The sequence below is a fragment of the Pseudomonas palmensis genome (genome assembly GCF_049942755.1).
GTDB lineage: Bacteria > Pseudomonadota > Gammaproteobacteria > Pseudomonadales > Pseudomonadaceae > Aquipseudomonas > Aquipseudomonas palmensis.
Genome location: NZ_CP187958.1, coordinates 4,867,681 through 4,890,817, shown reverse-complemented (window position 1 = coordinate 4,890,817; position 23,137 = coordinate 4,867,681). Strand labels below are relative to the sequence as shown.

19 protein-coding genes are annotated in these 23,137 nt (G+C 62.0%); 8 read left to right on the top strand and 11 right to left on the bottom strand.

All coding sequences use genetic code 11. From position 1 onward, the window contains the following. Positions 1 to 20: 20 nt before the first annotated feature. A complete protein-coding gene (locus ACPRTJ_RS22545) occupies positions 21 to 968 on the bottom strand; it encodes a FecR domain-containing protein (protein WP_213605694.1) in 948 nt (315 codons plus the stop codon). After that, positions 965 to 1,480: a sigma-70 family RNA polymerase sigma factor gene (locus ACPRTJ_RS22540; RefSeq protein WP_213607531.1), complete on the bottom strand. Its 516-nt coding sequence runs from the start codon at positions 1,478 to 1,480 to the stop codon at positions 965 to 967. The genes ACPRTJ_RS22545 and ACPRTJ_RS22540 overlap by 4 nt, the downstream gene beginning before the upstream one ends. A 187-nt stretch (positions 1,481 to 1,667) precedes the next feature. Between ACPRTJ_RS22540 and ACPRTJ_RS22535 the strand changes: the two genes are divergently transcribed. After that, a complete protein-coding gene (locus tag ACPRTJ_RS22535; protein ID WP_058540085.1) occupies positions 1,668 to 4,115 on the top strand; it encodes a TonB-dependent siderophore receptor in 2,448 nt (815 codons plus the stop codon). A gap of 173 nt (positions 4,116 to 4,288) precedes the next feature. Here the strand turns inward: ACPRTJ_RS22535 and ACPRTJ_RS22530 are convergent, their stop codons facing one another. From ACPRTJ_RS22530 to ACPRTJ_RS22515, 4 genes are all read right to left on the bottom strand, one after another. After that, positions 4,289 to 5,512: an amidohydrolase family protein gene (locus ACPRTJ_RS22530; RefSeq protein WP_213605695.1), complete on the bottom strand. Its 1,224-nt coding sequence runs from the start codon at positions 5,510 to 5,512 to the stop codon at positions 4,289 to 4,291. Positions 5,513 to 5,573: 61 nt separating this feature from the next. Continuing rightward, entirely contained in the window at positions 5,574 to 5,813 is a 240-nt protein-coding gene (locus ACPRTJ_RS22525) for a DUF2790 domain-containing protein (RefSeq protein ID WP_058540084.1), read from the bottom strand. Positions 5,814 to 5,891: 78 nt separating this feature from the next. Next, on the bottom strand, positions 5,892 to 6,362 hold the full coding sequence (cynS, locus tag ACPRTJ_RS22520) for a cyanase (protein WP_043861410.1): 471 nt from the start codon (positions 6,360 to 6,362) through the stop codon (positions 5,892 to 5,894). Positions 6,363 to 6,391: 29 nt separating this feature from the next. Further along, positions 6,392 to 7,033 carry a carbonic anhydrase gene (locus ACPRTJ_RS22515; RefSeq protein ID WP_054914637.1) on the bottom strand — a complete coding sequence of 214 codons (642 nt, stop codon included), beginning with the start codon at positions 7,031 to 7,033 and terminating at the stop codon, positions 6,392 to 6,394. A gap of 111 nt (positions 7,034 to 7,144) precedes the next feature. On the opposite strand from ACPRTJ_RS22515, the gene cynR reads away from it, so the two are divergent. The 4 genes from cynR to ACPRTJ_RS22495 all read left to right on the top strand — a co-directional run bounded on the left by cynR (position 7,145) and on the right by ACPRTJ_RS22495 (position 12,905). Continuing rightward, positions 7,145 to 8,044 (top strand): transcriptional regulator CynR, encoded by a 900-nt coding sequence (cynR, locus tag ACPRTJ_RS22510; RefSeq protein WP_116054324.1) that lies wholly within the window; start codon positions 7,145 to 7,147, stop codon positions 8,042 to 8,044. Between the two features lie 136 nt (positions 8,045 to 8,180). Further along, positions 8,181 to 9,185, top strand: coding sequence for a sensor domain-containing diguanylate cyclase (locus tag ACPRTJ_RS22505; protein WP_081315089.1), 1,005 nt, complete (start codon positions 8,181 to 8,183; stop codon positions 9,183 to 9,185). A 210-nt stretch (positions 9,186 to 9,395) separates the two neighbouring features. Continuing rightward, on the top strand, positions 9,396 to 9,764 hold the full coding sequence (locus tag ACPRTJ_RS22500; RefSeq protein WP_078480310.1) for a hypothetical protein: 369 nt from the start codon (positions 9,396 to 9,398) through the stop codon (positions 9,762 to 9,764). A 705-nt stretch (positions 9,765 to 10,469) separates the two neighbouring features. Next, positions 10,470 to 12,905, top strand: coding sequence for a membrane-bound PQQ-dependent dehydrogenase, glucose/quinate/shikimate family (locus tag ACPRTJ_RS22495; protein WP_196932442.1), 2,436 nt, complete (start codon positions 10,470 to 10,472; stop codon positions 12,903 to 12,905). 65 nt (positions 12,906 to 12,970) lie between these two features. Here the strand turns inward: ACPRTJ_RS22495 and ACPRTJ_RS22490 are convergent, their stop codons facing one another. The 5 genes from ACPRTJ_RS22490 to ACPRTJ_RS22470 form a co-directional block, all read right to left on the bottom strand. Next, positions 12,971 to 14,425, bottom strand: a complete 1,455-nt coding sequence (locus ACPRTJ_RS22490) for an efflux transporter outer membrane subunit (RefSeq protein ID WP_426427319.1) — start codon at positions 14,423 to 14,425, stop codon at positions 12,971 to 12,973. After that, complete coding sequence (locus tag ACPRTJ_RS22485) at positions 14,422 to 17,598, bottom strand: efflux RND transporter permease subunit (protein WP_426427318.1); 3,177 nt, start codon at positions 17,596 to 17,598, stop codon at positions 14,422 to 14,424. Before ACPRTJ_RS22485 ends, ACPRTJ_RS22490 begins: the two co-directional genes overlap by 4 nt. Further along, complete coding sequence (locus tag ACPRTJ_RS22480; protein WP_426427317.1) at positions 17,595 to 18,752, bottom strand: efflux RND transporter periplasmic adaptor subunit; 1,158 nt, start codon at positions 18,750 to 18,752, stop codon at positions 17,595 to 17,597. The genes ACPRTJ_RS22485 and ACPRTJ_RS22480 overlap by 4 nt, the downstream gene beginning before the upstream one ends. Before the next feature lie 120 nt (positions 18,753 to 18,872). After that, positions 18,873 to 19,775 carry a GGDEF domain-containing protein gene (locus tag ACPRTJ_RS22475; RefSeq protein ID WP_054916663.1) on the bottom strand — a complete coding sequence of 301 codons (903 nt, stop codon included), beginning with the start codon at positions 19,773 to 19,775 and terminating at the stop codon, positions 18,873 to 18,875. Positions 19,776 to 19,952: 177 nt separating this feature from the next. Continuing rightward, positions 19,953 to 20,825 (bottom strand): universal stress protein, encoded by an 873-nt coding sequence (locus ACPRTJ_RS22470; RefSeq protein WP_426427316.1) that lies wholly within the window; start codon positions 20,823 to 20,825, stop codon positions 19,953 to 19,955. Positions 20,826 to 21,158: 333 nt separating this feature from the next. Here ACPRTJ_RS22470 and ACPRTJ_RS22465 point away from each other — a divergent pair, with 333 nt between their 5' ends. The 3 genes from ACPRTJ_RS22465 (at position 21,159) to ACPRTJ_RS22455 (ending at position 23,116) form a co-directional block, all read left to right on the top strand. Next, positions 21,159 to 21,581 (top strand): NUDIX hydrolase, encoded by a 423-nt coding sequence (locus ACPRTJ_RS22465; RefSeq protein ID WP_078480302.1) that lies wholly within the window; start codon positions 21,159 to 21,161, stop codon positions 21,579 to 21,581. 310 nt (positions 21,582 to 21,891) lie between these two features. Beyond that, positions 21,892 to 22,539 (top strand): hypothetical protein, encoded by a 648-nt coding sequence (locus ACPRTJ_RS22460; RefSeq protein WP_200893446.1) that lies wholly within the window; start codon positions 21,892 to 21,894, stop codon positions 22,537 to 22,539. Further along, a complete protein-coding gene (locus ACPRTJ_RS22455) occupies positions 22,532 to 23,116 on the top strand; it encodes a hypothetical protein (protein ID WP_426427315.1) in 585 nt (194 codons plus the stop codon). The genes ACPRTJ_RS22460 and ACPRTJ_RS22455 overlap by 8 nt, the downstream gene beginning before the upstream one ends. Positions 23,117 to 23,137 lie beyond the last annotated feature (21 nt).

Below are 23,137 nucleotides of genomic sequence, written 5' to 3'. Positions count from 1 at the left end.
CCTTCGAAAGTCGTAAATCATCAAACCGGCAGGATGCGCGTCCAGTAACGGGTAATCTGCTGGATTCGGATGGGTAACGAACGGGCGATAGTGTTCAATGTCAGCTCGATGTTGCCAAGCGAGTACGAGCCCGACACCCGCAAGTGGCTGACCTCCGAGGCGCAGCCCAGATAGCCGGGGCAATAGCGCTGCAACTCGTTGATGAGTGTATCCAGCCTCCAGCCCTCCACTACCAGCCGCCCCTGAGCCCAGGCCTCTTCGCCTTTTTTCAACGGCTGCGTGGCAAACAGTCGCTGACGATCAAGTGTCACCGATTGCCCTTGCTCGATCACGACCTCGCCTTCAGCCTGCTCAGGACGGACCGCAACGGCATGCTGGTAGACGCTGAGGCGTGTCAGCCCGTCGAGTTGGCGCACGGCGAAGCGAGTGCCCAATGCGCGCAGATCACCCTGTGCGCTGCGCACCAGCAACGGACGTGAGTCCTTGCCGGTGGTTACATGGACCTCCCCCGCCCGAAGCACCAGCAAGCGCGTGCTGGCATTGAACATGACATCCAGCGCGGTATCGGTATCCAACACCAGCAGGGTGCCGTCGGCAAGAGCCGCTTGGCGCTGTTCTCCGGTGCGCGTTCTGAGGTCGGCCATCCATCTGGGTGCAACGTCATATCCCTGCCATGCCAATGAACTGGCGCCGGCGCCCAGCAACAGCCCCTTGAGTAGCGTGCGGCGATTCGGGCCGCTTTCGCGCAGCGTGGACTTTTCCATGACGTTCCAGGCCAACTGCTGCGGCATGCCGCCCAGGCGCGCCTGCAATTCGGTCAACTGCTGCCATGCCCATTCATGCTCCGCCCTCCGGCAGTGCCAGCGTTGCCACTGCGCGCGCAGCGCCGCGTCTTCAGGGTTCGCGCACAGCTGCGCGAACCACTGCGCCGCATGGCGAAGTGCTTGGCGCTGGGCGTCGGTGGTCACCACGGATTGTCCATCAGGTACAGGAGGCAGCGTTCGGTGGCCCGGGCCATGTACTTGGTTACCGAGCTGGCGGACACCTGCAGGTGCTCGGCGATTTGAGGGTAGGTCAGCCCTTGCACTTGCGACATCAGGAACGCCGTTTTGGCCTTCACGCCCAGGCCGTCAAGCATGCGATCCAGCTCCAGAAGTGTCTGGAGCAACGAAAGCTGTTCTTCGGCAGAAATCTCGAACGACTCGGGCTGCGCGGCGAGCACTTCCAGATAGGCACGCTCCACCGACTGACGGCGAAAACTGTCGATCATTACCCGCTTGGCGATGGTTACCAGAAAATGCCGAGGCTCATTGAGCATGGCCGCCCGGGGTTCACGGCGCTCGGCGAGCAGCACGCGAACAAAGGTGTCCTGGGCGAAGTCTGCCGCCGCCTGCGAACACCCGGTGCGCTTGCGCAGCCAACTGATGAGCCAGGGTTGATGGTCGTTGTAGAGGGTCGCGATAAGGTTGCCAGACGGCATATCCAGGCCAAACAGTGAATAAGAATTAATCGCAATATAGTGAAATGATGGCCTGAGAGCAATCGACTTCTGGCCGTGAAAATCAGGCCAGGAAAAAATTTCGAAACGCGTTGTCACTTTCCTCTCGGCTACGCGACTCCTTTTGCAGACACCTCACAAAATGCCAACAACCGCATCAGGAGTAAGCATGCAGCATCCCCTTCCAGGCTTCTGCACCGCCACGTTGAACACCCCAAGCGCGCTATGCCTTGCCCTACTTGGCGCATCGTTGTTGATGGCCACTCCAGCACTTGGCCACGCGGCTGAAGGCCAGGTAACAGCCCGTACGCTGCATCAGCAGGAATTTGCCATTGAAGCCGGGGCGCTGGCCACTGTGCTGAACAGCTTTGCCACCGAAGCAGGCGTGGTGCTGTCGTTCGACAACGGGCTGACCGAAGGCAAGCAGAGCCGGGGCATCAATGGCCGCTACAGCATCGACCAGGGCTTTGCCGTGTTGCTGAGCGGGTCCGGGTTGCAGGCGGTTGCAGGTGGGGACAACAGCTATGTGCTGCTGCCGGTTGCACCGTCGGGTTCATTGCAACTGGACGCGACCAACGTGACAGGCTCGGGGCTGGGCACCATCACCGAGGATTCGGGGTCGTACACCACAGGTAACACCACCACAGCGACGCGGATGAATCTCTCGCTGCGCGAAACGCCGCAGTCGATCAGCGTCGTCACGCGTCAGCAGATGGACGACCAGAACATGCAGTCCCTGGAAGACGTTGCAAGGGCAGCCACGGGCATCAGCACGGTCAAGGGGTTCGGCACTGAGCGTCCGCTTTACTACTCGCGAGGGTTCCAGGTCGACGACCTGCAATTCGATGGCCTGCCGAGCAGCGTCACGGAAAGCTTCTCGATGGACGTCATGTCGGTGAACAACATGGCCATGTATGACCGGGTGGAGATTGTTCGAGGCGCAAACGGCCTGATGCAAGGGGCAGGTAATCCGTCTGCGGCCATCAACATGGTTCGCAAGCGACCGACACGTGAATACCGGCTCAAGGCAGAGATCGGTGCTGGCTCGTGGGACAACTACCGCACGCAACTCGACGTTGGCGGCCCCTTGAACGCAGAAGGCACCGTGCGTGGCCGTACGGTCCTGATGTACAACAGTCGAAACAGCTACCAGGACTACGCTGACAAGGACAACCAACTGTTCTACGCCATCGGCGAAGTCGACCTGAATGACTCGACCACGGTTGCAGTGGGGGCGTCCTTCCAGCAGGACAACAGTGGCGGCTACGATTGGGGCGGTTTGCCTACCCACCTGGATGGCAGCTCATACAACTTCTCGCGGTCGAAGTCGTTCGCTGGAAAGTGGGCGTACCTGGACAAGATCAACCGCAACGTCTTTGCCGATATCAAGCACAGCTTCAATGAGGACTGGAACCTCACCGTCGCCACTAACCTGATTTGGTCCAATTCGGATTTTCTCGCTCAGGTTGGGTACCACACCAAGGACACCGACTCGACGATGCAGTACTGGCCGAACAGCGCCCGCTACGATGATGAACAGATCAATCTCGACGCGGCGCTCAACGGTGCGTTCAACCTGCTGGGGCGCAAGCATGAGGTGGTGATCGGTACCAACTTGCGGCGTGACAGGCTGCAATACGTCACAGGCTCGTCCAGCGTGAACCCTATCGTCGACATTCTGGACTTCGATACCTCCACATTCCCGAAACCGCAGATAGTCGGCAGCCTGACGCCCAGTCGACATGTGCGCAAGGACAAGGGGATCTATGCAGCCACTCGCCTGAACCCATTCGATGATCTGCACGTGATCCTGGGCAGCCGCTTGAGTTGGGTCGACTACGACACCCAGGGCCCGTGGGAGACGGACCGCTTCAGGGAAAACCGCAAGATCATCCCCTACGGCGGCATCGTCTACGACGTCAATGACACTACCTCGGTGTATGCCAGCTATACCGAGATCTACAAGATGCAGAGCAACTACAGCGTCGACAACAAACTGCTCGAACCCACAACGGGCAGCAACTACGAAGTGGGCGTAAAAAACGAACTGTTCGATGGCAGGCTCAATACCTCCCTGGCGCTGTTCCAGGTGGATCAGACAGGCCTTGCGCAGGTCGTGCCCGAGGCTGGGCGCGTGTGTGGGCCCACGCGCGATTCGCGGTGCTACACCGAGGGCGCCAAAGTACGAAACCGCGGGTTCGATGCCGAGGTCTCGGGCGAGTTGATGCCCGGGTGGAATGCCTCCATGGGCTACACCTACAGCCATCCAGAATACGTGGCGGGTAGCAGGAAGGGTGACACCTATGGGACAGAGAACTCGCCACAGCGACTGTTCAAGGCCGCCACCACCTACCAGTTGCCAGGTAGCCTGGACCAATGGCGAGTCGGAACCAGCGTGTACCATCAGAGCAAGCTGTACCTGAACAGTATTTCGCAGAGTGCCTACAACCTTGTGGACTTGAATGCCAACTTCCGGATCGACCAGAACCTGAGCGTTCAGTTGAACCTCAACAACGTTTTCGACGAGAAGTACTACACCGCGATTTTCAGCCAGGACACCGGAAACTATTACGGCGAACCCCGCAACTTTGCCGTCACGCTGCGCTACGAGAACTAGCCGTGAGCAGTGGTCGATAGGGCGATTTCAAGCGGCTGTAACGGCCGCTTGGACGGACCCTATGCTCACCAGTATCTTCATGTTGAACGGCCAGGCAGTTCGTGCGGGGTGAGCCGGGTGGTGGGCGAGCGAAGTGACAGCTCCGCACGAACAGCCGCATGCATCGAACTGGATCAGAAAGCCACCGAACGCTGACAGGCCGACGTCGCCACGATCTTCCCGCGCTTTAGCACCATCAACCGTGTGGGCAGGTCGAGAATCACGTCACCCACCGAATGCGTCTCCAGCAACACCACGTCAGCAGGCGCACCCGGCACCAACCCATAATCCTTCAACCCCAGCGCTTTCGCCGGATGGGTAGTGAGCATCGACAGTACCGTGGCCTGGTCATCCGCCCCGCCCAGGTGACAGGCCGGAATCGCCAATTGCGCGATGTTGAGCAAGTCGCCGGTGCCAAACGGGGTGAATGCGTTGCGAATATTGTTGGTGGCAAGGCACACATTCACGCCGCCATCACGCAGGGCCCGCACCGGCGTCAGGGTACGGCGCACGTCATGGCTGTCGCCGCGCGCACCGAGGTGCAAGTCGGTGGCGGGCAGGCACATGACGCTGATGCCAGCCTCGCGAATCAAGGCAATGATCTCCCGCTGTTTGTGCGGCGCCACGGCACCCAGGCTGGTCAGGTGACCGACGCATACGCGCCCTTGATAGCCTTGCTCGATGGTCTTGCGCGCCAGGTACTCAATGGTCATGTGTTCGGCGTTGTCGGCGAAGTCCTGATGGAAGTCGATGTCCTTGCCGTAGCGCCTGGCCAGGTTGAATACATAGTCGATGTGGTCATGGGCCGAGTCGTCGTTGTAGGGAATGCCGCCCACTACATCTGCGCCCTTCTCCATGGCCTCAACCATCATTGCCTGCATGCCCGGTAGTTTCAGTATTCCCTCCTGCGGAAAGGCCACCACCTGGATGTCGATGACGTCGCGCAGCTTGTCGCGCAGTTCCAGCACCACATCAAAGCCGGTGAAGCCTTGCACCGGGTCGAATTCGGCGTGGGCGCGTACGTGGGTTGTGCCGGACTGCACCAACGCACGTAGTGCTTGAGTGGAGCGCGCGAGAATGTCGTCGCGAGTCAACGTGGGTTTGAGCTCGGCGGTAACCGCTATCGCCTCCTTCAACGTGCCGGAGCGATTGGCCTTGCGATGCATGATGTTGGCTTTTTCCAGGTGCAGGTGCCCTTCGACAAAGCCCGGGATCAGCACGTGGCCGTGGCCCTGGATTTCCTGCACGGCCTGCACTGAAATTGTCGGCGCGATCTCGACAATCTTGCCGTGGTGCACCGCTACGTCCATCAGCGGTTTTGTATCGTCGATGCGCACATTGCGAAAGATCAGATCCATGACGTTGGCCCTCTATGATGCTGCCCCAAGGCGCATCGGTAAAAAACGAACCATGGGCAGCTCAACCGTTGGAACAGCCGTTACCCATCACTCGGTATTCAAGAATGTGTTTCTGGCCCTTGGAGTCTTCATACGTCATGAGCACAGGTACCACGGCGCAGACGTGCGCGACTTCGCTGATGGAAATGACGCGGGCGATGTCCAGGTGCTGGGCATAGCTGTATTGCTCAACCGGTATCGGTTCGTCGGCCATCGCCGCAGCACAGAAAAAACTCGCTATCAGTACAGGTAACGCCTTCATGTTCAGAGGCCCTCCTCCACATTTTCAAGAACATGGAGCCCGGCAGCCATGCAGCGCCGGGCCCCATGGGTGGGGTGATCAGAACGGTTTGGTCGGCAGGTACTTGCCATCCAGGGTGATCACCGCGCGGGAGCCGCCGTCTGGGTCATCGACCTTCTTGACGTCCAGTTTGAAGTTGATGGCGCTGATGATGCCGTCGCCGAACTTCTCGTGAACCAGCGCCTTGAGCGTGGTGCCGTAGACCTGAATCATTTCGTAGAAGCGGTAGATGGTCGGGTCGGTAGGAATGCCGTTGCCGATGCTGCCACGCAGCGGGATGCTTTGCAGCAGGAGCACGGCATCGGCGTCGAGGCCCAGGGTGTCGGCAACCACCTGGGCTGCGTTGGCCGGCAGCGGGTGCTGACCAAGCAAGGCGGCGGTGACAAAAGCTTCGTGCAGGCCGGTGCCTTCTGCAATCTGAGCGAACGACAGGTCTTTGCGGGCCTTGGCCAACAGGATGACGTCGGTCAGGGCAAGGCGAGTGTCTTGGCTGATTTGTGATTGGATCATGGGGATATCTCCGTGGGTAGAAACTAGGGTTAGTGGGTAGCAACGCAAGCGGTAGGGCTTTCGGCCAGCGACACGAACTTGCCGGTGCGGCTGTCGAAGGCCTGGATGCAGCCGCTTTCGATGTCGTAGACCCAGCCATGCAACGTCACGCGCTTTTCTTCCAGCGCGAGGCGTACCGAGGGGTGTGTCTGGATATTGGCCAACTGCGCGATGACGTTTTCGCGCACCATCGAGGCGACCTTGGCGTGCTGATCGACATGCTGGCGGGCCTCGTTGACCACCCGACCGGAATCGGCGTAGCGCAACCAGCCGGCCACGGCGGGCATGTTGTCCAGGCATTTGCAGGTGGCGATGGCGGTCATGGCGCCGCAGTCGGAATGCCCGCAGATCACGATGTCGCTGACTTTCAAGGCTGCGACCGCGTACTCCACCGAGGCGGACACACCGCCTGGCTCAGGGCCGTAGGACGGCACGATGTTGCCCGCATTGCGGATGACGAACAGGTCGCCCGGCTCACGCTGTGTGACCAGCTCCGGCACCAGCCGGCTGTCGGAGCAGGAGATGAACAGCGCCCGCGGGCTCTGCTGGTTGGCCAGGTCTTTGAACAGGCCGGCACGTTCAGGAAAGGCATTGCGCTGGAATTTAAGGAAACCGTCGATGATGTCTTGCATGGTTGACTCCGTTGGTTCGCGATGCGATGAGGCAAAGGTTACGGAGGCCGTGCAATAAGGTAAAAGTCTCATATATGATTATCTGCATCAGATAAACTTATAGGTACAGGCATGCTGGCGCGCCATATTCAGTATTTTCTTGCGGTCGCCGAACATCAGGGCTTTACCAGTGCCGCGGCGGCACTGCATGTTTCGCAGCCCGCGCTGTCGCAGCAAGTGCGCCAGCTGGAGGAAAGCCTCGGGGCGCAGTTGTTCGATCGCTCAGGGCGCAAAACACGCCTGACCGATGCCGGGCAGGTGTACCTGCGTTATGCATTGCGGGCGGCGCAGGAGCTGCGCGAAGGCAAGCGGGCGATCCATGATGTGGGCGATCTCAGTCGAGGAACGCTGCGCATAGCGGTGACGCCAACCTTCACGACCTACCTGGTCGGGCCGTTGGTGGAAGCCTTTCACAGCCGTTACCCGAACATCACGCTGAACGTGCATGAACTGGCCCAGGAGCAGATGGAGAACCTGCTGCTGAGGGACGAACTGGATGTGGGGATTGCGTTTGATGAGGTGCATGCGCCAGACATCGAAGCCTATCCGCTACTGGTTGAAACGCTTGCCCTGGTCGTTGGTAGCCGACATCCGCTGGCCGGGGCGCGGGCTGTCGGCCTGGAGACGCTGAATGCGCAGTCGCTGATTCTGCTCAGCAAAGCGTTCGCCACCCGCGAACAGATCGACCGCTATTGCAACCAGCACGGCATTCGCCCGCGCGTGGTGATGGAGGCCAATGTAATTGGTGCGTTGATTGAGGTGGTGCGCAGAACCACGCTGTCGACCTTGCTGCCGGCTGCCCTAGCGCAGGAGCACCCAGAGTTGGTGTCTGTCGAGTTGGGGCCGCATCGGCTAGAGCGCACAGCGGTCTTGATGCAGCGCAAGAATGTCTATCAATCTGCGGCTGCCCGTGCGTTTATGGCGCTGGCCAAGGAAGTGGCCGGTGATCTGACGACCAAAACAGATGAGTAGCAGAATACGAAGGGCTTTCAGCGTGCCCGCAACCTCTTCCATGTCGCCATGTACCGACCCATGGCTCGGTACTCAGTACTTGCCCTGCCAGTGCTGCTAAAGTGGCTTATCCATAGGGTTCCGAGGGCTATCGTGTATGTCCGATGCAAGCGAGCTTGTCAATGACAGTGAGGTGTACAGAACCCTTCTGGAGTCGACCAAGGCGATTCCCTGGAAGATTGACTGGGCCTCGATGAAGTTCACCTACATCGGCCCTCAGATCGAGGCGTTGCTGGGCTGGAGCCCTGAAAGTTGGGTGAGCGTGGAAGACTGGGCCATGCGCATGCATGCAGAAGATCGCGAGCATGTGGTGAACTTCTGCGTGACGCAATCCAAGGCTGGCGTGGACCATGAGGCGGACTACCGAGCGCTGACCAAGGACAACGGCTATGTGTGGATCCGCGACGTTGTGCACGTGGTGCGCAATGACAGGGGCGAAGTCGAAGCGCTGATCGGCTTCATGTTCGACATCAGCGAACGCAAGAAGACCGAAGACCAGTTGCTGAGTTTGCAGAAGGAACTGGAGGTGCTCTCGTTCAAGGACGGCCTGACGAATATCGCCAACCGCCGTCGCTTCGACAGCTGTTTCGAGTTGGAGTGGGAACGTGCGCGCCGCGAGCGCCGGCCATTGTCGCTGCTGTTGTTGGACGTCGATTTTTTCAAGCAGTACAACGATTTGTACGGCCATATTCAAGGCGACAAATGTTTGATAGCGATTGCCCAGACGCTGAGTTTGGCGTTGGATGGCCCACGCGACCTTGTGGCTCGCTATGGCGGCGAAGAATTTATCGTGCTGCTGCCCGAAGCCGATGCCGAGGTGGCGCGTAAAGTGGCTGAGCGCTGCCAGCGGTTGATCCAAAAGCAGTCCATCGTGCATGCGCTATCGCCACATGACCACCGCCTGACTGTCAGCATAGGCGCGGGTTCGATGGCGCCAGGCGAGTGGGACAGGCCTACAGACTTCATCAAAGCCGTGGACCAGCAGCTCTATGCGGCTAAAAACAACGGACGGCACCGCATTGAGTATGTGCAGTTGGAGGGGTTGTCGGGCTGTTCAGCAGTTGAAGGTGCAGAAGAACAAACAACTGCCCGTCCTTCATAGAGGGTCATCAGCAGCCACGGTGATGCTGGAGAAAACGCAGCGGCGAGTGCGATTCGAGATTACTGGGCAAACACGGTCTCGGCCGTCGCTAACGGACCCAAGGCTGCCGGTGGTTAACGGCAGCAATTGGCCATAAGCGGACTGTAGACAGATAGCTGGCATTCCTACGCTGGCATTCTAGTAATCTCACAACGCTAAAAAGGAACATTCATGTTGGTCATTCAAATTGATCGGGATAGCGTGCATGCAGGGGATGATCTGGAAAGTCACAGGACATCAATCAGGCTTGATCCTGCAGTAACACTGCGCGCTTTGTTCGAAGCGATCCAAGGTATGGGTTACCTGCCTGACATCAGTGGAGGCAAGGCGACGTGGATTATTTGTTCGTCTGGCAAACACATAGGTGTTTTAGCTCAGCAATGGCCAGAAACTAAATTGTTAATCCCCGCCGAGAGCCTCCTGAGTCAGTATTTTGGGGATACCGAACCTCGCCTTCTGTTCAGATATTGGTGCCAGGCAGATCCAGACCATGTCTTTTCACAGATCAAAGCTGGAAATGAACCGCCGTCTCGATTTTAGGACTGGCGGGGGCTACCTACTGATCCAGAAGCTAATATGCCTGCTTTGGGTTGTGGCGGCCTGTTGCAAAGGTGGGCTACCGAGCTATAGCTGCATCCTTTCGGGTTTGCTAGCCCGAGCACCTTAGGACGTGCAAGCGTCCATCCGTCTCAGCTGACACCTTTTTGCACCCGCTGTTTCGTTTTATGACGGCTGTACGCAGGGCGCATTCGTGCGCGCTGGGTTCCTGGAGTCCCGGTCTACCATCCTGCTTACGGCCGTCACCCTTTGTCGTCGGGTGTTATGGCGACTGTACGCGGGGCGCATTCATGCGCGCCGGGGTCCTTGATCCCTGGTCTGCTAACCCGCGTACAGCTGCCTCCCTTTCGTTCCACGGGCCGCACACGCGGCCTACCGACCGTCCCCATTGTTACTGTTTCCCCAACAATGCTTTTCGACCTTGAGCATTTATCCGCCCCGCCTCGCCCGCCTAAACTGGCCACCGTTTTCAGGCAGCCCTACCGCGCCGACTCCGCAAAGGCCATCCCAACGCCAACACCCTTTCCCAGAGCCTTCGGCGCCCCCCGTATCGAATGATCGCGCACGCCCTTGCGCGCTGATCGCCACACCCCACGGGTTCGATCTTTACCGCTGCCGACTGAATGCCTTGACCCCTGCGCAGAGCCTGCGTGCACTTTCCATTGACTAACGGAACGTATGAAAAAAATGACGGATGACCATCAACCGCAAACTCGGAAGTTTGCACTCGGCACCACCGCAAGGGTGCTGTTTGCCCTGCTGGTGCTGCTCGTATCGCTGGCGATGATCTACGGCGGCTTCAAACTGGTAGCACTCGATGGCTCGCCGTACTACCTGATCGCAGGCGTTGCATACCTGCTGCTGGCAGCGCTGATGTTCCTGCGCAAAAGCGCCAGCATCGCCCTTTCGGTAGCCATCGCCCTGGCAACCTGTGTGTGGGCATTCTACGAAGTCGGCCAGTTCAGCTACTGGGAGCTGCTGCCACGCCTGGTGGTACCGGCAATCATCCTGACCCTCAGCCTGTGGGTCGGCGCAGCCTTGCCCGGCACCTCGGCAAGCACCCGACGCCTGGCCAACCGCTTCGGCTTTGCGGTGTTCGCGGGGCTGATCGCGACCTTCGTGGCGGCGTTCTACCCGCACGGTGCAATCTCCACCCCGCTCGCCTCCACGGCCAAGCCTGCGCCAACCGAAGCCCCCGCCGCGCCGGAAAACTGGGAGTTCTTCGGCCGCAACGCCTCGGGCACGCGCTTTGCGCCGTTCAGCCAGATCACCCCGGCGAACGTCAAGGACCTGCAAGTGGCCTGGATCTACCGCACCGGCCGCAGAACCACGGGCGCCGGTGCCGGCGTGGACGAGAACACCCCGCTGCAGATCGGCAACGTGCTGTATTCATGCACGCCAGAAAACCTGATCACCGCCCTCGACGCCGACACGGGCAAGCCGATCTGGAAGTTCGACCCGCACGCGCGCAGCGCCGAGCACGTGACGTGCCGCGGCGTGGGCTACCACGACATCGACAAGGACGACAGCCTGAGCGCCGAGGTCAAGGCCTCGTATGGCGAGCAGCAGTGCCGCCAGCGCATCCTGGTGTCGTCGGTCGACGCCCGCCTGTTTGCCCTGGACGCACACACCGGCACCCTGTGCCCGAGCTTTGGCGACAACGGTTATGTCGACCTGAAAAAAGGCATGGGTCCCACCGAGAACAGCAAGCGCTACCACCCCACCTCCCTGCCCGTGGTAATGGGCCACCTCACCGTGGTCGGCGGCTGGGTGCGCGACATCGTCGCCAAGGAGCCGTCGGGCGCCGTGCGTGCCTTCGACGTGGTGACCGGTGCGCTGGTGTGGGCCTGGGACATCGGTGCGCCTGAAGGCCAGGACGCAACCGCCAGCGACCACCAGTTCACCCTGGAAACCCCCAACGTGTGGACCGTGCCCACCTACGACAAGGCACTGAACCTGGTGTACCTGCCCACCGGCAACGGCCCACCCGACTACTGGGGTGGCGACCGCAACCAGGCCAAGGAAAAGTACGGCTCGGCCGTGGTGGCCGTCGATGCCTCGACCGGCAAGGCCAAATGGGTGTACCAGACCGTGCACCACGACGTGTGGGACTACGACCTGCCGTCGCAACCGGTGCTGTACGACATCAAGAACGCCCAGGGCGAAAAGACCCCGGTGCTGATCCAGACCACCAAGACCGGCAACATCTTCGTGCTGGACCGCCGCACCGGCCAGCCGGTGACTGAAGTTCAGGAGCTGCCCGTACCCACATCCCCCGCCGCCGAAGGCGAACACCTGGCACCGACCCAACCGCACTCGGTGGGCATGCCGGTGATTGGTGCCGAGCCCCTGACCGAGAAGTCCATGTGGGGCGTGAGCACCTTCGACCAGCTGTACTGCCGCATCATGTTCAAGGACTCGGTGTATGTGGGCCCCTTCACCCCGCCGACCGAAAAGCCCTACATCGAATGGCCGGGCCTGCTGGGTGGCATGAACTGGGGTGGCATCTCCATCGACGAAAACACCGGCATGATGTTCGTCAACGACATGCGCGTACCGCTGCGCATGGCGCTGGTCACCAAGGAAAACACCAGCAAGTTCAAGGTTTCCACCGATGAGGTGCCGGGCTTCATGGGTACGATTCGCCCACAAGTGGCGGGCATCTATGGCGGGGTAAAAATCGACATCCTGCAATCCCCCCTGGGCGTGCCGTGCAACACCCCGCCGTTCGGCAGCATGAGCGCCATCGACCTGAACACCCAGAAACTGGTGTGGCAGGTACCGCTGGGCACCGTGCAGGACACCGGCCCCCTGGGCCTCAAGACCCACCTGCCGATCCCGCTGGGCATGCCGACGCTGGGCGGCCCTACCTCGACCGCCTCGGGGCTGGTGTTCTTTGCCGGCACCCAGGACTACTACCTGCGGGCCCTGGACTCGGCCACCGGCAAGGAGGTGTGGAAAGCCCGCCTGCCGGTAGGTGCAGTGGCAGCACCGCTGATCTACCAGTCGCCGGCGACCGGCAAGCAGTATGTGGTGATCTCGGCGGGCGGCATGAGCCATTCACCTGATGTGGGCGACTACATCATTGCCTATGCGTTGCCCGACGCTACTGAACAGCAGTAACACGCTGGTGGAAGCCGTATGAAAATAATCCCCGGTTTCGGGGATTATTTTTGTCTGATGGAAGGCTAGAGAGAGGCGCCGTCGCACGGCTGCCGGGCCTGCGCGCAGACTTCCCAGCCACCACCCAGCGCCTTGTAGATGCCCACAACCGCCAGGCGTTGTCGGGTACGTGCAGCGGTCAGGGCGCGTCGGCTGGCGTAATCGGCGCGCTCGGCCTCAAGCACATCCAGGTAGACGCCCTCGCCCTCCGAGAACCGCGCCCGGGCAAGCCGCGCCGCCTCGCCGTTGGCCGCCGATTCGAGCAATCGCAGCCTCAGGGTATTGCTCGCAGCCCCGTGGGCCTTGAAGGCATCATCGGTTTCCTGCAACGCGCGCAATACCGTCTGGTCGTACACGATCAACGCCTCCCTGGCGCGTGCCTCGCTGGCGGCAATGCGGGCACGCACACGCCCGGTGTCCAGCAGCGACCAGCGAATCATCGGGCCGATAAAGCTCGACAGCGCGCCCGCGCCACTCATCCCGTCGAGGCTTCCGGTGACCACACCGATGGAGCCCTGCACCTGCACCTCGGGATAGAGGCCCGCCGTCTCGACCCCGATTTGCGCCGTGGCGGCCGCAAGGGCGCGTTCTGCGGCGGCAATGTCGGAGCGTCTCCAGAGTAACGCCGTGGGCTCACCGACGGCGATCGTGCGCAGGGCCAGCGCCTGATCCCCAGGCTCGGCGGCCGGTGGTGTGAACCGCTGCGGCGGCTCGCCCAGCAGGATCGCCAGGGCGTTGACCGAGGCATCACGCCGACGCTCCAGCTCGGGCACGCTCACCTCGACCGAGCGCAACAGGGCTTCGGCCCGCAGCCGGTCGAACTCGGTGGCCGCCCCGGCGTTCACCTGGCGTTCGACCATGCTCAGGCTGTCGCGCTGGCTTTGGCGGGTATCGGCGGCAACCGCCAACTCGGCCTCGATGCCCCGCAGCTCGAACCAGGTGGCCGCCACCTCGGCCGCCACACTCGCCTGCACCCCGCGCAGCAACGCCTCGCGCGAACCGGCCTGGGCGCGTGCGGCCTCCACCGAGCGGCGCACGCGGCCGAACAGGTCGATTTCCCAGGACGCATCGACCGCCCCCCGATAGGTTTCGTTCTGCCGCGACTGGCCAGCCGGTGTCTGCACTTCGCTCCAGCGGCGGTTCTCGTAGCTGAGCGCAGGGCCGCCACGCGGAAGGAAACCCTGGCGGCTTTCGCGCAACATCGCCCTGGCTTCTTCGAGCCGCACGGCTGCAATCGCGATGTCATGGTTGGCGGCAAGCGCCCGCTGCACCAGCGCGGTCAATGCGGGCTCGTCAAAGGCACCCCACCACCGGGCCTCGACGCTACCGGGGCCAAGCCCGGCAGGCAGCTCATCGAAGCGTGCGGGAAGCTGCGTTGCCGGCAGCGACGGCGCAACATAGTCGGGGCCCACTGCAGCACACCCGGCCAGCAGCATGAGGGTGGCCAGGGGCGCCAGAACAGCTCGATAGCAAAGGCTCATGAACGGCGCTCCTCCAGGGCAGGCTGGGCTGTGGGCGTGTGCCGCTCGAAGCGGGCCGCCAGGCCACGGATCACCACATAGAAAACCGGGGTCAGGAACAACCCGAACAGCGTCACCCCGAGCATGCCGGCAAACACCGCCACCCCCATGGCCTGGCGCATCTCGGCACCTGCGCCGCTGGCAAGCACCAGCGGCACGACGCCAGCGACGAAGGCCAGGGACGTCATCACGATCGGGCGCAGGCGCAACCGGCATGCCTCCACAACCGCCTCCAGCACACTCGCCCCCCGCGCTTCCAGGGTACGGGCGAACTCGACGATGAGGATCGCGTTCTTGGCGGCCAGGCCCACCAGCACGATCAGCCCGATCTGCACGAACACGTTGTTGTCGCCCCCCATCAGCCACACCCCGATGATCGCGCTCAACAGGCACATCGGCACAATCAGCAGCACCGCCAGGGGCAGCAGCCAGCTGTTGTACTGCGCCGCCAGAATCAGGTAGGCCAGCAACACGCACAGCGGGAAGATGAACAGCGCCGAATCGCCGGCCAGCTTCTGCTGGTAGGTCAGGTCGGTCCATTCGAAGGTCATGCCTTCAGGCAGCATGTCCCCGGCCAGACGCTCCATCAGCGCAACCGCCTGCCCTGAACTCACGCCCGGCATCGCGCCCCCCGAAATGTCCGCCGAGGGGTAGCCGTTGTAGTGAATCACCCGGTCCGGGCCGGAGCTTGGCGTAACGCTGACAAACGCCGACAACGGCAGCATGGCCCCGGCCGCATTGCGCACCTGCAGGCGGCCGATGGCTTCGGCCTGCATGCGGTGGTCCGTGTCGGCCTGCGCCGTGACCTTGTAGGTGCGGCCAAAGCGGTTGAAGTCGTTGACGTACAGCGAACCCAGGTACACCTGCAGCGCCTCGAACACATCGGTCAGGCGCACGCCCTGGCTCTTGACCTGGGCCCGGTCGATGACCACGTCGAGCTGCGGTGCATTGATATCGAGGCTGGTCATCAGCCCGGCCAACTGCCCCGACTCGGTGGCCTTCATCATCAGGATGCGGGTGTGCTGCACCAGGGCCTCCAGCCCCGCGCCGCTGCGGTCCTCGACCTGCATCTTGAAGCCGCCGGTGGCACCCAGGCCGGGCACCGGGGGTGGCGGGAACACCCCAAGAAAACCATCGGGAATGCCCGCAAACCTGGCCTGCAGGCGCCCGGCGATGGCGGTTGCAGCCAGGTCCGGCGAGGCACGCTCCTTGAACGGGTCGAGCATGATGAACATCACCGCGGCGTTGGGCACATTGACGAAACCGTTGATCGAAAGCCCCGGGAACGCCACCACGCTTTCGACGCCCGGCTCGGCCAGGGCCAATTGCGACATCTGCCTGGCCACCGCTTCGGTGCGGTCCAGCGACGACGCGTTGGGCAACTGGGCGATAGCCACCAGGTAGTACTTGTCCTGCATCGGTACAAAGCCCGGTGGCACGGCATTGAAGCCGAACGCGGTCAACCCCAGCAGGCCGACGTACACCACAAGCACCAGGCCGCTGAGCCGGACCACCTTGCGCACCGTGTTGCCATAGGCCTGCGGTGCACGCTGGAACGGCCGGCCAAGGGTGCCGAGCAACCGCCGGGCACGCCCGCGCAGGCTGCGGGGGTCGGGGGTGTTGCCGTGCTGGCGTGGCTGCAGCAGCAACCCGGCGAGTGCGGGGCTGAGGGTCAGCGAATTGACCGCCGACAGAATCGTCGAGATGGCAATGGTGAGTGCGAACTGGCGATAGAACTCGCCCTGCAGGCCGCTGAGGAACGCCGTGGGGATGAACACCGCAGCCAGCACCGAGGTGATCGCGATGATGGGCCCGGTCACCTCGTCCATGGCAAGCCTGGCGGCCTGGGCCGGCGCCTCGCCGTTCTCGATATGACGCTCGACGTTCTCCACCACCACGATGGCATCGTCCACCACGATCCCGATCGACAGCACCAGGCCGAACAACGACAGGGTGTTGAGCGAAAAGCCCATCAGGTGCATGACCGCAAAGGTGCCCACCAGCGACACCGGCACCGCCATCAGCGGGATGAGCGACGCGCGCCAGTTGTGCAGAAACAGCACCACCACGATCACCACCAGCATGATCGCCTCCAGCAAGGTGATGGCCACCGACTCCAGCGAGGCCTGCACGAACACCGTGGGGTCATAGGCAATGCGCGAGGTGAGCCCCGCCGGGAAGTTCGCCTCCAGCCGCTGCATGGTTTCGCGCACCGCCTGGGCAACGTCCAGGGCATTGGCGCCCGGGCTCTGGATGATCTGCAGCGCAACGGCCGGTTCGCCATCGAGCAGGCTGCGCAATGCGTAAGAGTCGGCGCCCATCTCGATACGGGCCACATCGCGCAGGCGCGTGACCTGACCGTCGTCGCCGGTGCGAATGATGATGTCGCCAAACTGCTGCTCATCGGTCAGCCGCCCCAGGGTGTTCACGGTTACCTGGAACGCAGCGGTGGCGTTGGGCGCCTGGCCGACCGACCCCGCCGCCACCTGCACGTTCTGCTCGCGCACCGCTTCGATCACCTCGCCTGCGGTTAGCCCGCGCGCGGCGATCAGGTCCGGGTCGAGCCACAGCCGCATGCTGTACTCCCCGGCGCCCCACACCAGCACATCGCTGATGCCGGGCAGGCGCGACAGTTCATCGCGCACCTGAAGGTAGGCGTAGTTGGACATGTAGAGCGGGTCATAGCGTTTGTCGGGAGACAGCAGGTGAACCACCATCAGCATGTCCGGCGAGGTCTTCTGGGTGACCACGCCCTGGTGCTGCACCTCTGCCGGCAGGCGCGGCAGAACCCGCGAAACGCGGTTCTGCACCTGGATCTGCGCAATATCGGCATTGGTGCCCTGGGCGAAAGTGATGGTCAGTACCATCCGGCCATCGGTGGCAGACTGCGACGCCATGTACAGCATGCCCTCGACCCCGGTAATCGCCTGCTCCAGTGGCGCGGCCACGGTTTGTGCGATTACCTGGGGGTTGGCCCCCGGATAGGACGCCGTCACCTGCACGGTCGGCGGTGTGACCGCCGGGTACTCGCTCAGCGGCAGCTGGAAGAAGGCGACGATGCCGGCAATCATCATCAGTATCGAGAGGACGATGGCAAAAATGGGACGATCGATGAAGAAGCGCGGGAATGTCATTGCGCCGCCCCCAGGGTTTGCTGCGCCTTGACGGGCGAACCCTCGATCGAGCTGGGCTGCGGCGTAACCTGCATGTCTGGGCGCACCAGGCCCTTGACCACGATGCGCTCGCCGGGCTGCAGGCCTTTTTCGATCACGCGCAAGCCCTCCACCATCGGGCCGAGTTCGACCGGGCGGTACTGGGTCTTGTCGTCCTTGCCCACTACCAGTACGTAGCGGCTGCCCTGGTCGGTCGAAATCGATTGGTCCGAGATCAGCACCCTGGCCTGTGGCGTGCCGGTCTCAAGCTTCACCTTGGCAAACAAACCGGGCGTCAGCTGCCCGTCGGGGTTGTCGACCACTGCGCGAACACGCAGCGTGCCGGTGTTGCGATCGGCGGCGTTGGCCAGAAAATCGACGCGGCCGGGCCGCGCGTACTGCTTGTCGGTGGCCAGCGCCACACTCACCTTCGCCGCCTGCGCGCCCGTGCCAGGGCGGCTTGATGCGAGCGAGCGCAGGTACGTGCGCTCGTCCACATCGAAGTACACATGCAGGGGGTCGACAGAGACGATGGTGGTCAGTGGCGTCACCCCATTGGTGACGTAGTTGCCTTCGGTGACCAGGGTTTGCCCTACACGCCCACTGATCGGTGCAGTAACCCGCGTGAAGCTCAGGTCGAGCTTTGCAGCGTCCAGCGCGGCCTTTGCGGCATCGACCTGGGCCTGGCCCGCATCGAGCGCCGCAATTGCGCTGTCGAGCCGGTCCCGCGCAACGACCTTTTGCGCATACAGTTGCCGGGCTCGGGCATGGTCTGCCTGGGCCAGCAGCCACGCCGCCCGGGCCTCCTGCAGGCGTGCGGTGGCGGCGTCGAGCGCGGCCTGGAAGGGCCGTGGATCGATGACAAAGAGCTGGCTGCCCTTCTCTACCATGCGGCCCTCTGGCACGCTCACCGCCTGAATGTAGCCGGCCACCCGCGGGCGCAGTTCGACCCGCTTGATCGCGGTCAGCGACCCGGTGAATTCGGCATGGGGCGTTACCGGGCGCACGATCACCTCGGCTACCGGAACACTGGGAGGCTTGGCGGGTTCAGTCGCGGGTGCCGTCTCCTTGCACCCGACGCTGGTGAGCGCGACGCTTAGCGCCGCGGTGAAAAGGGTTACGCGTTTGACGTTCATCACATGGCCTTTCGCACGAGTGTCGACCTGCTTTGCGGGGGCAAAGCAACGTTCGCGTACTTATCCGACTTGCCACGTCTGGAAGGTCAAGGGTTTTCTGACATTGGCCATACCCTGGCGTCAGAGCCACACAATCCGGTCCTTGCCCATGCTCTTGGCCACGTACAGGGCACGATCGGCCCGTTTCAAGGTGTCCTCGTAAGCGTGGTCCTCGGGCAGCATGGCCGTTGCGCCAATGCTCACGGTGACCACCGTGTCGCCTGCCCAATAGCGGCTCAGCTCTTTTCGGAAGCGCTCATGCAGACGCTCGGCAAGCTGCAGCGCCTGCTCGCGCTCGGTATTAGGCAGGCCCACCACAAACTCGTCGCCACCCAGGCGGCAGGCGAAATCCGTTGCGCGCAGCGCGCAACGACATATCTCGGCCACCGCCTGGATGATCTGATCACCGGCGTGGTGTCCCTGGGTATCATTGATTTTCTTGAGGTTGTCCAGATCGAACAGGAACACCGACGTCGGCACGCGATAGCGTGTCAGGGACTCGTGGTGCAGTTTCAGGTCATGTTCGAGCTTTCTGCGGTTGAACAGACCGGTGAGCTGGTCGGTATCGCTCAGTTCCCTGAGCCTGACTTCCAGTGTGTGCCGTTCGGAGATATTGCTGGCGACCCACAGCACGACCTCCTCTTCGTCCACCCTGAAGTTCAGGGCCTGGATGCGCCCCTCGAACCAGATGGGGTCCTTGGGGCCCTCATCGGGCAGGCCCTTCACGTCCCTGTTGCTCAGCTCGTACTCGGCGACCAGCAGGTTTCCCGTGGCCAGTGCCCGGGCAATCTGCTCCAGAAACCAGTTCGCCTTGTCGGCATTGATCAGGTCTGAAATATACAGGCCGATCAGGCCGGACCCATCGTGGTAATAACGCGCGTCGCGGCCACCAAACACCGCAACGTACTTGCCACTGCGCGACAGAATGAAGGCAGGGTCGGGCAGCGCATCAAGAATCAGGGCCATCTGTGCGGTGTCGATCATGAAGCACTTCTTCTGTGCCGATTGATGAATGGCGTAACGGTAGCCAACAATACCATTACGCCATCATCCGCAACATGGGCCTTGCGGATGCCACCAACGCCTCACGGCGCTTGCGACAGAACCGTTATCGCGTGTGCTGTGCCAAGCGTTTCCGGCCCCCTGCCCTACCTACAGACCCTAGATCGACACCAACACATCGCACTGCGATTCGCTCAGCACGTGCTTGGTGACGCTGCCCACCAGCAGCTCTTCCAGCGCGCTTTCGCCCTGCTTGCCGACCACGATCAGGTCGCAGTCCAGCTCCTGCTCGGTTTCCACGATCCGCCAGGCTGCGTCGCCGTGTGCCACGATCTGCCGAGCATTGGGCAGGCCGGCGGCTTCGCTCAGGGCCGCAAGTTGCTCCACGGCATCCTTCTTGATGGCGTTGCGGTAGTGCGTGAGGGTGTCCTGGTCGATGTAGGCAAAACGCATGCTGCCCTCGAAGGGCGCTTCGAACGCGTGCATCAGAATGATTTCGGCCTGCGGGGCCACGGCTTTTGCCAGCTCGATGGCACGCAGCGACGAAGGCGAAAAATCAACCGGCACCAGCACGCGGCGGTACGCCTCGCGCGGGGCCTGTTTGACCACCAGCATCGGGCAGTGCATGCGGCTCAGCATGCGCTGCACGGTGGAGCCCAGCAGGCGGCGCGCCAGGTTCTGCCCCTTGGCCCCGCATACCAGCAGGTTGGTGTGTTTGTCTTGCACCACACGGGTGATTTCGGTAGCCACCGAACCGGGCGCGACCTGTGTGCCAGCGGAGATGGCGTAGCGGTGGAACAGCATGGCAGCCACTGCACGCAGGTTTTCGCCGGCACTTTCCAGCACGCGATTCAACAGGTTTTCATCGGGTACCACAACCTGCTTGAGGCGCTCGTAAGGCGCGGGGTTGGCAACGTAGAGCAGGTCCAGCGCGGCATGCTGCGCCTGGCTCAGGAGTGCGGCCCGCTCTGCTGCGTTGCGCGCAGAAGTGGACAAATCGGTGGCAACCAGTACGTGCTTCAACGGGCTCATGTGGGGCTCCTTATGCAATGTGGCGCATGCGGATCGAGGCGTTGGCCTGCTGTCGATCCGCTCCTTTCGTGCCGCCATGGTCTCCCGAACCCCATAGGCAGCAGCTTGATTTGCGTCAACCTCAAGGCCAGGCATCTGGCTGCGGCAACAAACTGCAACATGTGGGCAGGGTTCATCAGTGTGCTGCCTGGTTTGTCCTGAACTTGGGAGGGAGGCAAAAACCCGGCAGAGCCGGATGGATGCTTTAAGATCGTGCAGTGTTGAAGGCAGCTGACATCGTTCAGCTTTCGACGCGCTCAACACTCAACAGCAATGAGCCAAGGGGAGAACAACATGGCAGTGGATAAAGCTTGCCCGGTGGTGCTGCGCAGCCGTGAAACGTTGGAGATTCTGGCGTTCGCGCATCCGTTGGCGGGCCTGCAGTTGGTCAAGGGAAGTGTGGAGCCAGGTGAGCCGAGTGAAGACGCTGCTGTACGAGAACTGTTCGAGGAAGCCGGAATTAATGGCACGGTGGGACGAAATCTTGGCGTGTGGCGCGCTGAGGTAACCGGGCATGTGTGGGCATTTCATGAGTGTCACGTCACCCACGAGCTTCCCGACACCTGGGTTCACTTTACCCAGGATGACGGAGGGCACGCGTTCAGGTTTTTCTGGCATCCACTCCATAGCGAGCCATCCGACGCATGGCACCCACTCTACAAGGATGCATTGAGCTTCCTTCGACTTGGCCTCACTGAAGCACGCGTGCCCGGCTAGGCGCCATGTCGGCTATTGGCCAAGCACAAACGGGCGGTAGACACGCTGATGGCAAAGTAAACAACGTCAACTACGCTGCTCGCAGTTGCCGCGTAATAGCCGGATCGAGTCCATCTTGTGGCGCCCTGCTACTTCAAACGTCGGCACCTTGGGAGGATTGATGAGTTGCTTACCCCGTCACGGCAGAGTCTCCTGCTCGCGTTGCCACACCGAGAGTGCGCCAGCATTCGATGTAGCCACTCGCACCGAGGGCGAGTGGCGTATTACGGCAAACCCGCTGGCATGGGGCAGTACTACGCCAGAGGTGGTTGTGCTGGGCTTCTCCAAGGGCCCCACTCAGGCGGGGGCACTTGCCAGCACACCTCACGACGACATCGCCTACAAGGGCAGTCGTCTCAATGTGGGCAAGATTCTGGCCCACGTGGGCCTTATCCCCGCCGCCCCGCCTGACAGGCTCAAGCAACAGGTGGACCGCCTTATTGCGGACGACGACGGGCGCTTTCATTTCGCATCGCTCATCCGTTGCACCGTAGAGCGCCACGACCGCAAGGCTGGTACCTGGAAAGGATCAGGCGGCGGGATGCTGGACAAGTTCATTGCCAGCCCGTTCGGCAAGTCGGTGGCCAGCAACTGTACAACGGCCTTTCTTCGCGACCTGCCGCAAGAGACCCGACTGATCGTGATGTTCGGCCTGGGCACGGGGATGAACTATGTCGCGTCTGCCTACGCGCTGTTGCGCCATGCCCGCCCCGGCGCATGGAAGATGATCAACGCCGTGGCCTACACAGACGGCAGAATCACCGTGGTGCATGTCGAGCACTTTGCGGCGCAAGGCGCCTTGATCCCCAACTGGCTTGGGGAAAGGGATCACCCGAGAAGCAGGCTTGGCCTGCTCTCGAAAGCGGCTGTTCAAGCATCAGGGGTCGGCAACTTCAGCGGGGGGAATGGGCATGGCTGATCAACCGGTGCTGGCGGGCAAACACTTCCAGGCGATTCTGGCAAGCGCGCCGCTGAACCAGGCGACGTTCCTTTGCCAGGGTTCGAGCAGCATGCTGTTCGAGCACGGTACCAGGCTCTATCGCCTCACGCTCGAAGGTTGCGGCCACAATTTTCTTGCCCGGCAGTGGGCCCAGGGCAACCGTAATGTCGTCGAGGTCATTCACGACTATGGCGCCGTGGGGCCCTCTGACGCTTCATTCAGGGGAAGCGAAAACGAGTTCTACTGGCTGGCCGAAGTGGAAAGGTTGATAAGCGTGGATGAGGCCAGCGAGCCGTTACTTGCCAGCCTGCTGTCGGGGTTGCTCGACGACAATGATGATCTGCCGGCCAACGCCGTGCTTGCTGAACAGTGCCTGGCCTTGGCCGGTGAGCATCCCGCGCTGGCGGGGGTGTTGATCACACTCGCCAGCGCGGCGGAATTTGCGCAGCGCCATGAATGTGACGTGGATGCCAAGCTCGACAACCTGATGCGCCGCCCCGCTACCGGGGAGCTGGTGTGGACTGACCCGCTGGGCGGGTGTTTCTATGCGCCGTAGATCAGCAATGAAGTGCTGATT

Coding starts and splice junctions, on each gene's coding strand:
- ACPRTJ_RS22475 (WP_054916663.1), bottom strand. CDS start 19,775: ATGATCGACACCGCACAGATGGCCCTGATTCTTGATGCGCTGCCCGAC.
- ACPRTJ_RS22535 (WP_058540085.1), top strand. CDS start 1,668: ATGCAGCATCCCCTTCCAGGCTTCTGCACCGCCACGTTGAACACCCCA.
- ACPRTJ_RS22485 (WP_426427318.1), bottom strand. CDS start 17,598: ATGACATTCCCGCGCTTCTTCATCGATCGTCCCATTTTTGCCATCGTC.
- ACPRTJ_RS22540 (WP_213607531.1), bottom strand. CDS start 1,480: ATGCCGTCTGGCAACCTTATCGCGACCCTCTACAACGACCATCAACCC.
- ACPRTJ_RS22480 (WP_426427317.1), bottom strand. CDS start 18,752: ATGAACGTCAAACGCGTAACCCTTTTCACCGCGGCGCTAAGCGTCGCG.
- ACPRTJ_RS22530 (WP_213605695.1), bottom strand. CDS start 5,512: ATGGATCTGATCTTTCGCAATGTGCGCATCGACGATACAAAACCGCTG.
- cynR (WP_116054324.1), top strand. CDS start 7,145: ATGCTGGCGCGCCATATTCAGTATTTTCTTGCGGTCGCCGAACATCAG.
- ACPRTJ_RS22495 (WP_196932442.1), top strand. CDS start 10,470: ATGACGGATGACCATCAACCGCAAACTCGGAAGTTTGCACTCGGCACC.
- ACPRTJ_RS22470 (WP_426427316.1), bottom strand. CDS start 20,825: ATGAGCCCGTTGAAGCACGTACTGGTTGCCACCGATTTGTCCACTTCT.
- ACPRTJ_RS22500 (WP_078480310.1), top strand. CDS start 9,396: ATGTTGGTCATTCAAATTGATCGGGATAGCGTGCATGCAGGGGATGAT.
- ACPRTJ_RS22465 (WP_078480302.1), top strand. CDS start 21,159: ATGGCAGTGGATAAAGCTTGCCCGGTGGTGCTGCGCAGCCGTGAAACG.
- cynS (WP_043861410.1), bottom strand. CDS start 6,362: ATGATCCAATCACAAATCAGCCAAGACACTCGCCTTGCCCTGACCGAC.
- ACPRTJ_RS22505 (WP_081315089.1), top strand. CDS start 8,181: ATGTCCGATGCAAGCGAGCTTGTCAATGACAGTGAGGTGTACAGAACC.
- ACPRTJ_RS22525 (WP_058540084.1), bottom strand. CDS start 5,813: ATGAAGGCGTTACCTGTACTGATAGCGAGTTTTTTCTGTGCTGCGGCG.
- ACPRTJ_RS22455 (WP_426427315.1), top strand. CDS start 22,532: ATGGCTGATCAACCGGTGCTGGCGGGCAAACACTTCCAGGCGATTCTG.
- ACPRTJ_RS22490 (WP_426427319.1), bottom strand. CDS start 14,425: ATGAGCCTTTGCTATCGAGCTGTTCTGGCGCCCCTGGCCACCCTCATG.
- ACPRTJ_RS22515 (WP_054914637.1), bottom strand. CDS start 7,033: ATGCAAGACATCATCGACGGTTTCCTTAAATTCCAGCGCAATGCCTTT.